Raw genomic sequence first — 12623 nt, 5'->3', positions numbered from 1 at the left:
GGCTGAGTTATGCTAATTGGGGTGGTGACGTTGCCCCCTAGGATGTTTACATTCGCAAACAAATCGGTTTAGGCACGAGAATCATGTCGAATTGGGTTTTATCGCGTCGGGTCCTGATATAGTCTAGACACAGTGACGCCATAAGCCGTCGACGTTTGAAACATGAGTGGACAAGGAAAACCATGCGCATTCTGGTTCTTGGGGGCTATGGCCTAATCGGATCGGAAATCTGCCGGACTCTGTTCATGGCAGGGCATGAGGTTGTGAGCCTCTCCCGAACCCCAAAATCTGCGAGCCGATTATTGCCGCAAGTGGAATGGCTAAAGGGCGACATGCGTCGGATGCTCAAAGCCTCCGATTGGAATCATTTTCTTGATGGTGTGGATGCGGTCGTAAATGCCGCAAGTGCATTGCAGGATAGCTTGTTAATCGATCTTGAAGCGGTTCATCATCTATCCGTTCAGGGCTGTCTGGAAGCTTGTAGCGAACGCGGTATTGCACGGTTCGTTCAAATATCATCAACCGGAGCTGAGCCCAATGCTCCCACCGCCTTCATGCGCACCAAAGCTTTGGGTGATGACGCTGTTATGGACTCATCGATTGATTGGGTGATTTTGCGTCCGGGGCTCGTGCTGGCGCCTTCTGCTTATAGCGGCACTGCATTGTTGCGTTTTCTCGCCGGATTTCCTTATTTCCAGCCGATGGTAATGGCGGATCGACGCATGCAGACCATCCATGTGGATGAGCTAACTGAAGCGGCCTTGATGGCGGTTGAAGGGCGAATTCCTGCGCATGCCGATATTGATCTCGTTGAAGCCGAAAGCCATTCCTTTGAGGAATTGGTTGCAGGTATGCGCAACTGGCTTGGCTTTTCGCCTGCCGCTTACACCATTCGCCTTTCTGAAAGGGCTGCGCATGCCTTAAGCGGTATTGCCAATGTCTTGGGGCAACTGGGCTGGCGGTCACCTTTGCGTAGCACCTCCATGCAAGTGCTTGAAGGGCATGTGACTGGTGATCCATCGCTCTGGCATTCTATCTCGGGGCGATATTGTCGCTCATACGAGGAAACCTTGGCGATCATTCCCAGCACCACTCAGGAGCGGTGGTTCAGCAAACTGGCCCTGATGCTTCCGGTGCTCATCGTGACTTTGTCGCTTTTTTGGATTGCCACGGGTGTCATCACCCTGTGTCAGATGCCTCAGGCCGCTTCTTTGTTGACTGCGTCCGGTGCCACCATCCTGCAATCACAGTTTTTGTTGGCGAGCGCTGCGTTCATCGATATTGGTCTAGGAGCCGCAATTCTTGTGCGAAATCTTGCGCAGCGAGTGTGTCTGGCGATGATCTTGATGACGCTTGTCTATTTGGTGTCGGCAACCATTCTGGTGCCGCAATTGTGGATTGACCCACTGGGTTCGTTGCTGAAGGCTGTGCCTGCAATGATGTTGGCTTTGATCACGCGCAGTTTGCTGACAGGTCGCTAAAACTGCGCAGTTGCCCTCATTTCCTCAACCGAGACCATCATTCCGCAAAGATTCCTGTGGATTTTCCCATATTTTATAGAATTGTATCGTTGGTATTTTGGGGCGACTCTCAGTGAGAATACGCAATCAAAGGTCTAATTTGGTGATATTTACTTTGACGTTTACGTCAAAACGAGACCATAATGTGTAACACACTCTTTGAAGACCTGTCTTTTGCTGCAAAACAATGAGCGCAAAGGACGGGCGTATAATGGTCGGGGAGGACCAACATGACTGCATGTATCGTAGGCTGGGCTCACAGTAAATTTGGCAAGCTGGAAGGCGCTACCGTCGAATCCATGATTGTGGATGTCGCAACCGAAGCCGTGGCTCATGCAGGGCTGGAGCCTGCTGACATTGACGAGATTGTTCTGGGCCATTTCAATGGCGGTTTTTCCAGTCAGGACTTCACATCGTCGCTTGTTCTGCAAGCCGATCCAGCCTTTCGGTTCAAACCGGCAACGCGGGTTGAGAATGCCTGTGCCACTGGATCAGCCGCGATTGCGCAAGGCATCAAGACCATTGAGGCTGGCCGCGCCCGTAAAGTGTTGGTTGTCGGCGTTGAACAAATGACCACCACCGCAGGCCGTGAAATTGGAAATATTCTGCTCAAAGCTTCCTATTTGCCAGAAGACGGTGAAACCCCGATGGGGTTTGCAGGGGTGTTTGGCAAAATAGCAGGTCTCTATTTCGAGCGTTATGGCGATAAAAGCGAAGCATTGGCGATGATCGCCTCCAAAGCACACAAAAATGGCATGTCCAACCCTTTTGCTCAAATGCGCAAAGAGTTTCCTTATGAATTCTGCCTGCAAGAGAGCGAAAAAAATCCGGTGGTCGCCGGTCCTTTGAAACGAACAGATTGTTCGCTAGTCTCGGACGGTGCTGCAGCGGTGGTTTTGTCCGAAGCGGCTTCTGCCAAAAGTCACGAGCGGGCGATCCTGTTTCGCGCCAACAAACAGGTCAGTGATTTTTTGCCCATGTCCAAGCGTGATATTCTGCAATTTGACGGTTGTCGCGAGGCATGGCGGCAGGCTTTTGACGACAGCAAGCTCAATCTGGATGATTTGTCGCTGGTTGAAACGCATGATTGTTTCACCATTGCCGAGCTGATCGAATATGAAGCCATGGGGCTTGTACCGGCGGGGCAGGGCGAACGGGCCATCAAAGAAGGCTGGGTGACAAAGGGCGGTAAACTACCGGTCAATCCGTCTGGTGGCCTCAAAGCAAAGGGCCATCCAATCGGAGCCACTGGTGTTTCTATGCATGCTCTCATGGCCATGCAATTGACCAATACGGCATGTGATATGCAGATTGAAAATGCGACCATCGGTGGCATCTTCAATATGGGTGGAGCAGCGGTGGCCAACTATGTGTCCATCTTGGAACGCGTCAAATAACAAACCCAATGCGCCTTGGCAGAACCCCGTCACTATGCAGTGAACGGGGTTTTGCCCTTTTGTACTCAAAATTCAACCTTGCCCTTGTTTTGTGCAAGATATAGGCTTTCGCATCTAAGGCGTGAACGAGACAAAGGAACTCAGAATGTCGGTTTTGGTTGAAGTCACCCGTGGGTTTAGGGTGGAAAGCTGGCATATGGGTGCTATTGCAGTGGTCGATACCGACGGCAATATGGTCTCGTCCATTGGTGACGTTGAAAGCCCTGTCTTCCCTCGCTCAGCGATAAAAGGCCTGCAAGCATTGCCTCTCATCGAATCCGGCGCTGCAGATGCGTTTGATCTATCAACGCAGGCTTTGTCTATCTCATGTGCCTCTCATAATGGCGAGGAGATCCATGTTGATACGGTCAAATCCATGCTATCGGCATGCGGCTTGACTGAGGATGCGCTAGAATGTGGGGCACAGTCTCCTAAGTTCGAATATGATCAAGCAATCCTGCATCGCAACGGAGTTCAGCCGACAGCTGCGCATAACAACTGCTCTGGCAAACATGCTGGCTTTCTCTGTTTTGCTCAAAAAGCCGGGTTTGACCACCAAGGATATGTCAAAGCCGGGCATCCCGTTCAACGTGAAATCCGATCTGTATTGGCACAGATGACCGGTGTTGCGCTCGATGGGGATGCATGGATGGATCTGTGCGGCACCGACGGATGTTCCATTCCGACCTATGCCATTCCGTTGCAAAATCTCGCCCACGCCTTTGCCCGGTTCGGCACGGGAACAGACCTTTCTCCGACACGTGCTGATGCGGCAAAACGACTGCGACATGCCGTGGCAAAAGCCCCTTATATGGTGGCAGGGCATGATCGTTTTTGCTCCGATGTCATGGGAATTTTTGCGGAGCGGGCTTTCGTCAAAACCGGCGCTGAAGGCGTGTTTTGCGCCACATTGCCCGATCAGGGGCTTGGTGTAGCCGTTAAATGCTGGGATGGCGCATCGCGCGCATCGGAGGTTTTGATGGCAGCTGTGTTGGATGCTTTTTTGCCTATGAGTGAAGGTGAGGCTGTTGCCATGGAAAAATGGCGCTCAAACAAGCTCATAAACTGGAATGGCTTGCATGTTGGCGATGTCAAACTGGTCGATGGTGCGCTTTCACATTTGATGCAGAAAAAGACGGTCTGAGCGTGCTGGAATATTACTTTCAAAAGGACGATCTAAGATGACATCAGGATTGGGATTTCGTTTCACACATAGCATCAGTCGAATGCCGGGACAGTCTATTGCCTCAGGCCTTCGAGCTGGTGGTGGCCCAGACCCTGATCCGGCTTTGTTTATCGCGCAACACAAGGCCTATTTGGTGGCTCTTGGAGAGGCCGGTGTTGAGCCGAGCTGTCTACCAGCACTTGAGGCCTACCCTGACTCGGTGTTCGTTGAAGATCCCGCTTTATGCATGCCGCAAGGTGCCATCCTGTTGCGACCCGGTGCCAAAAGCCGCGCCGGTGAAACACAGGAAATGTTGCCTGTATTGTACACGCATTTTGACACAGTGCATATATTACAAGGGCCGGGGATGGTTGACGGCGGAGATATCATGGTCACCGATGATGAAGTTCTCGTCGGTCTGTCCGCCCGAACAGATGAATCCGGATTCTCCGAGCTTGAAACGCTTCTTGCCGGTTGGGGTCACAAAGCCAGAATGGTGCAAACGCCAGCATCCATTCTGCACTTTAAAACCGCCAGCTCTTTTTTGGGAGACAATACCATCCTCTGCACCGAGGTCATGGCACAAAGTGGTGTGTTTGATGCCTATCAAATTGTGCAGGTCGCAAAGGGTGAAGAAGCCGCAGCAAACGCCATACGGGTGAATGATACTATTTTGTTGTCAGCAGGCTTTCCTAAAACCGCACAGATATTGCGCGAGCGGTTTGCTGACCTCAAACTGGTCGAATTGGATACTAGTCAAGCTGCCTTGGTCGATGGAGGTCTTTCTTGCATGTCGCTGCGCTTTTCCAGAGTTTGAAAAGGGCTAGTAGGGAGAGACCGAACCTACGAGTCTCTCCGTCTTTGTCTTTATTAGCGAAGGCCATACTGCGACATGGTCGGCTTTATTGGTCGGGCTAACCATTTTTCAGGCTGTTGAGAAGGCTATCCATTATATCCTGAACAGCAACAGACGCGGGCATTGAACCACTTTCAACGGCACTCTCAACTTGTTCGAGTAGAGAGGTTACGCTTTCATTTTCCCGCAACAGCGCTTTCATACGGTCTTCCAGCATGGACCACATCCAGCGGACCTGTTGACCACTGCGCTTTGCTTGCAATTCGCCCGTGGCTGTTAGTTTTTCTTGATGGATTACAACCTGCTTCCACATCTTGTCGAGGCTCTCATTAGCGAGGCCGGAGACGGTCATAACCGGTGGAGACCAATTGGGGCTTGCTGGCCGCATGATATGCAGAGCAGCACGATATTGAGCGGCAGCCTTGCGCGCACGAGCCCAGCCATCGCCATCGGCTTTGTTCACCGCAATCATATCGGCGATTTCCAAAACGCCTTTTTTAATCCCTTGTAATTCATCGCCGGCACCGGGCAACATCAACACAAGAAAGAAATCGACCATGTCGGCTACCGTGGTTTCTGATTGACCAATACCAACGGTTTCGACAAGGATCACGTCATAGCCAGCCGCTTCACACAGAAACATCGTTTCGCGGGTGCGGGCCGCAACTCCGCCCAGTGTTCCTGCGGAAGGAGAAGGGCGAATGAACGCATTGGGATCGCCGCAGAGAAGCTCCATACGCGTTTTGTCGCCCAGGATAGAGCCGCCGGTGCGTGTTGAAGACGGGTCAACGGCCAAAACGGCAACTTTCTTGCCCGTCGCTGTCAGGTTGGTGCCCAACTGGTCGATTGTGGTGGATTTTCCGACGCCGGGAACGCCCGTAATCCCAACGCGATGGGCTTTGCCCGTGTATGGCAGCAAAATTGTCAACAAATCATGCGCGATGAGGCGGTGTTCAGGTTTGCGGCTTTCTATCAAGGTGATAGCGCGTGCCAAAGAAGCCCTGTTGCCTTCTCTTATTTGTGTAGCCAACGTCTCCGCGTTCAGTTTTGCTGGTGCCATAACACAGTATCCTCCGCCCTTTTTGGGAGCGTATCGTTTCAATCAATATTCTGGGCTGGGTGTGCGTCACCCGAGCTGGGCCTGTAGCAACGAGTCGTTGCCTCAAGCTGCCACCATGCTCTATCGCATCGTGGCGCGTTTGTCTGCTAGATCAAAGGGAAATGCAGCGTCATCGGTGAACAACCAAGTCGGAATTGTCAATAAGTGACAGGTATTGAAATCATGTCACGTGCTGGATCCGGCAAACTGATTGAGCGATCTTCTTGACACACACTGCCCACACGTGGCGCAACCCGCCCTTCATGCACTGCGACAGAGAAGGGCTCAAATACGAGTTTGCCGTCTTTGCCACCCGCGCCCGAAACAGACAATTCAGCGCGAAAGCGGATCATATTTCCTGACAGTCCATAGGATGGCAGCTCTGGCAACATCTGAACAAGACCTTCGGTAACAATTTGTCCAGAAGTGACATCGTTCAGCGTTAAGTGAAAACCATCACACCAATTGCCCGGCACCTCTCCCTCGATCAGCATGTTGCCTCCCAGCTCTGAGTTGGCCTTTAATCTTTCGATATTCACGCTTGCAGTTGAGAAACCTTTGGCATTGTGACGGCTGGCCGTGAGGGCATCGCCGCCAAAAGAATCTGCAAATCTGGGAGAAAGAGCCGGAGAGAAAATGGAGGCTGGAACAAAGACATTGTAACTGCCATCGGCTTCTGCTCCAAGCAGGCCGGGATTGAAATGGAAGGAAAGCCCTGCGATTTTACCTGTTTCGCGCGATGGAACCAGCGTGAATGTACCAAAAAGCAAGACACTTGGTTTGAGGCCTTTGAGCCATGAGTCTTGGTCCGGAGTGATAGGTGTGCCAAATTTGACCGTTTTCTGCCTCACAATATCCGCTTGGATATAAGCTGCAATGAGCTCAATGGTGGCGCCAAGGGTCTTGTCGCCATCGCTTTTGAAGAGGTCTGAAAGGCCAAAGGGCTTCTGGTCCCCGTGGCTAAAATTGAAGCTGAGAATGCGATCCGGGTATTTTTTATCCCCGATGCTGTATTTTTCTTCCAGATAAAGTGAGCTGAATGCCGGCGAATAAAAGCGGTCCTCAACCCGACCGGTGATCACGAGAGGAGGCCGTTCATTGCTATCAGAAGATTTCAAACCTTCTATCTCTACACCGTTGGTACGAATCTCTTGCCAGCGGGTCAGTGCGCGCTCTTCCAATATGCCGCGCAAGTAACGTCCCAGTGAGGGATGGTCCACCAGTGCATTGGGCATGAGATAGGTGATTGAGGCGTCCTGAGAATAGAGCAGGAAAGGGCGTTGTTCAGTGAAAAGCGCGGAAAAGCCTTTGCGTAACGCCGGCCCGGGGCGAATAGGTGCTGTATTCTTGACCGCTGGAGTGCTTTTTTCTACTAACGGCGCCGTGGTGATCTGCTCTTTTTGCTCTGTCGTTACAGGTGGTTCTACAATGTCACTTTGTTTGATAGTGGAGGGAACATTGGGCAAAACCGGATTGGTCAAGGATGAGGGCATCGCTTCACTTGAAGAACCCTCTATCCCGTCAGCATTTGTTCCATTTGTTTCTGGCGTTGCCTTGCTGGAAGGGTCTTCACCGGCCGTCTCGCCATTTGTGGCCAGTTGAGCTGTCTGCAAGGATTGTCCGGACGACGAGCCTGTCATACCAAAATCAAACGGCAAGTCAGAGCTGGGGACCAATGCCTGTTGCATAATGTCTGTGGTATCACGAAGAGCTTGCGACCCGATTGTAAGATAACCCGCTTGGGCATGCGTGAGGGAAAGCGATGCAACCAAAATTGCAACAGAAAACACAGCCCTGTCTGACACTTTGTGTCCGATACGAGCGGCCGTCGTTTTGACTGTAGTTATCTTGTTCAACTCGATCATACTCACTACTAGTTTTTCATCCCTATGGGAGTTTATTTTAACGCAGATTTCGACCCAATTTATGGCATGTACGAAGGCTTTCAAGACGAAAAACTTCAAGGTGTCCAAAGAATGCGTTGCAAAGTTGCTTGGTTTAGTTGGGACGACGGAGGCAAACGGTCAAACGGGCCAGTGAAACTGGCAATAGAGAAGACCAATGTAATTCTTTCGGTGTTGGCAGCTTTGCAAATTGCCATGCCGCGCCACAATTGTTGGCCCACTCGACAGGCACTTTTAGGCAACCGTGACTGCGCAAAAGTCATGCCGAGGCGCTCCCCATTTGGCCCTGCAACGGCATCGCCAACTCCATGAACTACTCCGATTTTGCCGCCACTGCCCTTAAAGATTTGCACCATCTGCAAGCCATCCAAAAAGGCCGCATAGGTCCATTCTGTCCCTGTTTCGCCTGCCGTCTGGATGGTTTCGATCTGAAAGCCCGGCATTGCTTGTGCTATTGCCTTGGGGCCGTATCCGGTTTCTCGGGTCAGTCCTGCGATTCCAGCATCTGTAATCGATACGATCGCGCGAGGCGGTGGCGCTCCCGCTTCATCTACCAAAGAGCCTACAGGCACACCGCAACTGATGAGGAGGCTACAAACAGTTGAAATTGTCAAAATTCGAACGAATGGCGTGAACTTAAAGTCAAGCATTGAGTTGACCGAAATCCTTTTTAAAAGCGCAAAGAAAGAGGCACTTGGTCAGATGTTATATCTGTCCAGTGGTTTCTGGCATGGATGAAAGGAATCGCCAATCGCACCAAACGTTTAAACGCCCTCCCAACGATCCGACACTAACACCTACCCTGATGGAGGAAAAGTAGTCAACATTGTCTGAATGGGGAAAAGACCGGTTTAATGACCGGATTATCAATTGATATGCAGAAATCCGGAAGCCAAATTAGAAATCAACGGATGGATCGATTGGTCGAGTGCCGCAAATCGGTTACAAAGTCTATTTAGGGCGCATACGAATGCCCAACCAAGGAGCCATCCAATGCTAAATGAAAAAGTCACTGAAAAACTGAATGCTCAAATCAATAGTGAGCTCTCTGCTTCTCATCTGTATCTTTCCATCGCTGCCTATTTTGCATCTCTTGATCTGATCGGCATGTCCCACTGGTTTCAGGCGCATTCAATTGAAGAACATGAGCATGCTCGTAAATTGTTTGACTTCATGGAGAAACGCGGCGCTCGCATCGAGATCGGCGCATTGAGCGCGCCGAAATCAAATTTTGACTCTCCTGCCGACGCATGGAAAACAGCATACGAACATGAAAAGCATGTAACAGCTTCTATTCATGACATCTTTTCAGTGGCAGCCGAAGCACGCGAGTATGGTACAACCGCGATGCTGCAATGGTTCCTTGATGAACAGGTGGAAGAAGAAGATACCTTCCGTCGCAACTACAAGCTGGCCCTTGCAGCCGGTGATGATGAGTGGAATCTTCAGGACATGGACGCCCGTCTGAGCGTGCGCGCGCCTGCTCCAACATCCGAAGAATAATCTGCCACTCTGTGACCTTTTGCATATGAACGAGCGAAATTAAATAAAAAAGCCGGGTCTTGAACCCGGCTTTTGAATTTGAGTGATAGCTTGATTTTTACTCTGCCAGCGCAGCCAACACCCGCGCCCAAGAACGGATGCCTTTATGATAGCTGGTGAGATTGTATTTCTCATTGGGTGAGTGGATATTGTCGTCATCCAGAGCAAAGCCAATCAGCATCGAGTCCATATCTAGAATGGATTTGAATTCACCAACGATCGGGATCGAGCCGCCCATGCCCATTTGAATGGCTTCCTTGCCCCATTCATCTTTCAAAGCTTTGGCACCCTGTTTTAGGGGCGGGAAGTCTGGTGACAAGCTATGCGCTGGTGACGCACCATGCTCGCTGAATTCCACGCTACAATCTGCAGGCACGAGTGCTTTAACAAAGGCACGAAGATTTTCCCTGATCTTGTCCGGGTCTTGCTGCCCGACCAACCGGCACGAGATTTTGACCGATGCCTTGGACGCAATCACTGTTTTAAAGCCGTCGCCGGTGTAACCGCCCGTGATGCCGTTGAATTCACATGTCGGGCGGGCGTTGATCTGCTCATAAACGCTGTATCCGCTCTCACCTGCCGGAACGGATAGGTCGACGTCTGCCAAGAATGCCTTGTCATCAAAGGGCAGGGCGTCCCACTGTGCTTTCACTTCAGGTGTCAGCTCGGATACACCATCGTAAAAATCAGGAATTAGAACGCGTCCTTCATCGTCATGCAGGCTTGCAAGGATTTTGGCCAGAATGCGGATCGGGTTTGCAGCGGGGCCACCATACATGCCGGAATGTAAATCGCGGTTTGCCGCGGTTATGGTGATTTCTTCACCCACCAAACCACGCAGCATGGTGGTGATTGCCGGTGTGTCTGCATTGAACATTGTGGTATCGCAGACCAACGCCAGATCTTTAGACAGTTCTTTTTTGTTGGCATTGAGGAAAGGTAGCAGGCTGGGCGAACCGCTCTCTTCTTCTCCTTCAAACAACAAAGAAAGGGCAACCGGCAAAGCCCCGAGCACTTCTTTATAGGCACGGCATGCTTCGACAAATGTCAGCAATTGTCCTTTGTCGTCCGATGTGCCGCGCCCGAACATCATCTTCACGCCATCACGCTCGACAATAGCGGGTTCAAATGGATCTGCTGACCAGAGTTCAAGAGGATCGACGGGTTGCACATCATAATGCCCATAAAACAATACATGTGGGCCAGGCTTATCGGACGTATCGCTATCATGTCCAACCACCATGGGGTGCCCCGGTGTTGGGTGCACTTGGGTGGTGATGCCAATGCCATTCAACTCAGCCGCTAACCAATCCGCAGCTTTCTGACACTCGTCTTTATACGCCGGGTCCGTAGAAATCGATTTGAAGCGGACCAACGCATCGAGACGATCAAGAGAGGCGTTAAAATTGGAATCGATATGCGCCAATACGGCATCAAGAGAGGCGTCATGTTGTGTCATGGAAGTTCCTTATAGGGGCTGAAAGGCTGGAAAAAAGGATAGGGGAGCATTGGGGATGTGTCTTGCACTATGGTGCAGAAAGTATCAGCTTCCCCTCAATTGTTCCAGCCTTGTAGGTGGACCATGCACTATTTTACGGTAAAGCCTTTTTCTTCCAACAAGGGTGGCAACCGGCCAGATAGCGGTGAGGATTTGACAATGGCTGTGTTGGTTTCAGCTCGATCATGAAAGGGATCCAGAAGAGGATCTAATTCGCCGATGTCTCGGACCAACAGTCGGGTAACAAAACAGTCTTCACCTGTCACCTTGTCACAATGAGTGAAGCGGGGTTGTGCATCTATCATCGCCTCGACCTTGTGCAATTCCCCCGGTCTGGGTTTGATCCGCACAATGGCTTCGAGCACATAACCTAGGGCTTTCCAGTCGATGTCTGCGCTGATGCTACGAATGATGCCATGCTGTTGCAAATGCCGCACCCGCTCTGTCACGCTTGGGGCTGACAGACCAACTTGGCTGGCCAAGTCGGACATGGAAATGCGTCCATCATTGGAAAGGCGCAAAAGAATTTGCTCGTCAATTTCATCAATCGCCTTCGAAATCTTTGGCGTTTTCATTGTTATGCCTTTACATCAACGGATTATCTTGGGTTCTTCCTAAGTTAGTGCATATCATCAAGCCTGTTACAACTCTACTCTATTGATATCAGTTATATCCAGCAGTCGATCTGAGGCTGCGCAAACGAAGGTATGTAAAAATGCAGCTGGCCGTTCAAAAAATAGCAGCTTTTGCAGATGGTCAAAAGGGTGGCAATCCGGCGGGAGTTGTCCTGACCGATATGTTGCCAGAGGCGCGCATCATGCAGGCAATGGCAGCAGAGGTCGGCTTTTCCGAAACGGTCTTTGCTGCACCTCAGGGTGAGGGCTGGCGTGTGCGCTATTTTTCGCCAGAGAATGAAGTTGCCTTTTGTGGTCACGCCACCATCGCGCTCGGTGCGGCGTTGGCACAAAGGTTCGGGGCAAATCTTTTTTCTCTCTATCTCAATGAAGGAGAAATTTCTGTTCAAGGGGGCGTCGGAGGTGATCCTCTGGCGGCGCAATTGCGATCTTTGCCCACGTATAACAAACCAGCCGATCCTGAGCTGCTTGTCAAAGCGTTGGTATTGTTTGGTTTGCAGACAAATGACATTGATCTATCCATTCCACCTGCTCAGGTCCACGCTGGTGCTGACCATTTGGTGTTGGGACTTAAGGATCGCGCCAAACTGGCCGCCATGTCTTATGATCTCGCTGAGGGGCGTGCGCTGATGCTGGCATACGGGTTGGTAACGATCATGCTGGTCAGCCAAAAAACCCAACCAGTTTTGATGTGCGCAACGCGTTTGCCTCCGGTGGTGTTGTTGAAGACCCGGCAACGGGGGCGGCTGCTGCGGCTTTTGCCGGATATCTAAGGGATAAAGCCTTGCTTGAGATAGATTGGCGTGTCGAACAGACGATACATCTAAATCAAGGGGATGACATGGGGCACCCGTCTCGATTAGTCGCAACCGTCTCGCCTGATAAGGGAACACCAGCGCAAGTCAGCGGTAAAGTGCGGTTGATGCAGGAGAGTTGAACGGGTCTGCTGTTTGGTCAGAAGTGACCCT

General features: G+C 51.2%; 10 protein-coding genes and 1 pseudogene. 6 read left to right on the top strand and 5 right to left on the bottom strand.

Going from position 1 to position 12623, the window contains the following annotated elements; translation table 11 throughout:
• Positions 1-182 precede the first annotated feature (182 nt).
• The 4 genes from C0081_RS13330 (at position 183) to C0081_RS13315 (ending at position 4938) form a co-directional block, all read left to right on the top strand.
• Positions 183-1481 (top strand): SDR family oxidoreductase, encoded by a 1299-nt coding sequence (locus tag C0081_RS13330; protein ID WP_101534311.1) that lies wholly within the window; start codon positions 183-185, stop codon positions 1479-1481.
• Between the two features lie 269 nt (positions 1482-1750).
• Positions 1751-2917 (top strand): acetyl-CoA acetyltransferase, encoded by a 1167-nt coding sequence (locus tag C0081_RS13325; protein WP_101534310.1) that lies wholly within the window; start codon positions 1751-1753, stop codon positions 2915-2917.
• A 145-nt stretch (positions 2918-3062) separates the two neighbouring features.
• Entirely contained in the window at positions 3063-4100 is a 1038-nt protein-coding gene (locus C0081_RS13320) for an asparaginase (RefSeq protein ID WP_101534309.1), read from the top strand.
• Positions 4101-4137: 37 nt separating this feature from the next.
• Positions 4138-4938, top strand: coding sequence for an arginine deiminase family protein (locus C0081_RS13315; RefSeq protein ID WP_101534308.1), 801 nt, complete (start codon positions 4138-4140; stop codon positions 4936-4938).
• 97 nt (positions 4939-5035) lie between these two features.
• Here the strand turns inward: C0081_RS13315 and meaB are convergent, their stop codons facing one another.
• The 3 genes from meaB to C0081_RS13300 all read right to left on the bottom strand — a co-directional run bounded on the left by meaB (position 5036) and on the right by C0081_RS13300 (position 8630).
• On the bottom strand, positions 5036-6037 hold the full coding sequence (gene meaB, locus C0081_RS13310; RefSeq protein WP_101534307.1) for a methylmalonyl Co-A mutase-associated GTPase MeaB: 1002 nt from the start codon (positions 6035-6037) through the stop codon (positions 5036-5038).
• A 197-nt stretch (positions 6038-6234) separates the two neighbouring features.
• Positions 6235-7941, bottom strand: coding sequence for a DUF3298 domain-containing protein (locus tag C0081_RS13305; protein WP_101534306.1), 1707 nt, complete (start codon positions 7939-7941; stop codon positions 6235-6237).
• A gap of 95 nt (positions 7942-8036) precedes the next feature.
• On the bottom strand, positions 8037-8630 hold the full coding sequence (locus tag C0081_RS13300) for a DUF1131 family protein (RefSeq protein ID WP_101534305.1): 594 nt from the start codon (positions 8628-8630) through the stop codon (positions 8037-8039).
• A gap of 343 nt (positions 8631-8973) precedes the next feature.
• On the opposite strand from C0081_RS13300, the gene C0081_RS13295 reads away from it, so the two are divergent.
• Entirely contained in the window at positions 8974-9483 is a 510-nt protein-coding gene (locus tag C0081_RS13295; protein ID WP_101534304.1) for a ferritin, read from the top strand.
• 97 nt (positions 9484-9580) lie between these two features.
• Here C0081_RS13295 and C0081_RS13290 read toward each other — a convergent pair whose 3' ends face one another.
• Together C0081_RS13290 and C0081_RS13285 are read right to left on the bottom strand one after the other, a co-directional pair.
• Positions 9581-10981 (bottom strand): dipeptidase, encoded by a 1401-nt coding sequence (locus C0081_RS13290; RefSeq protein WP_101534303.1) that lies wholly within the window; start codon positions 10979-10981, stop codon positions 9581-9583.
• A gap of 128 nt (positions 10982-11109) precedes the next feature.
• On the bottom strand, positions 11110-11595 hold the full coding sequence (locus C0081_RS13285) for an Lrp/AsnC family transcriptional regulator (protein WP_101534302.1): 486 nt from the start codon (positions 11593-11595) through the stop codon (positions 11110-11112).
• A 146-nt stretch (positions 11596-11741) separates the two neighbouring features.
• On the opposite strand from C0081_RS13285, the pseudogene C0081_RS13280 reads away from it, so the two are divergent.
• Positions 11742-12592: pseudogene (locus C0081_RS13280) on the top strand (PhzF family phenazine biosynthesis protein).
• The last annotated feature ends 31 nt before the right edge of the window (positions 12593-12623 follow it).

Source organism: Cohaesibacter celericrescens (assembly GCF_002866925.1).
GTDB classification, from domain to species: domain Bacteria; phylum Pseudomonadota; class Alphaproteobacteria; order Rhizobiales; family Cohaesibacteraceae; genus Cohaesibacter; species Cohaesibacter celericrescens.
Note: the sequence above shows the minus strand (reverse complement) of the source record. Positions and strands in the feature narration are given on the sequence as shown.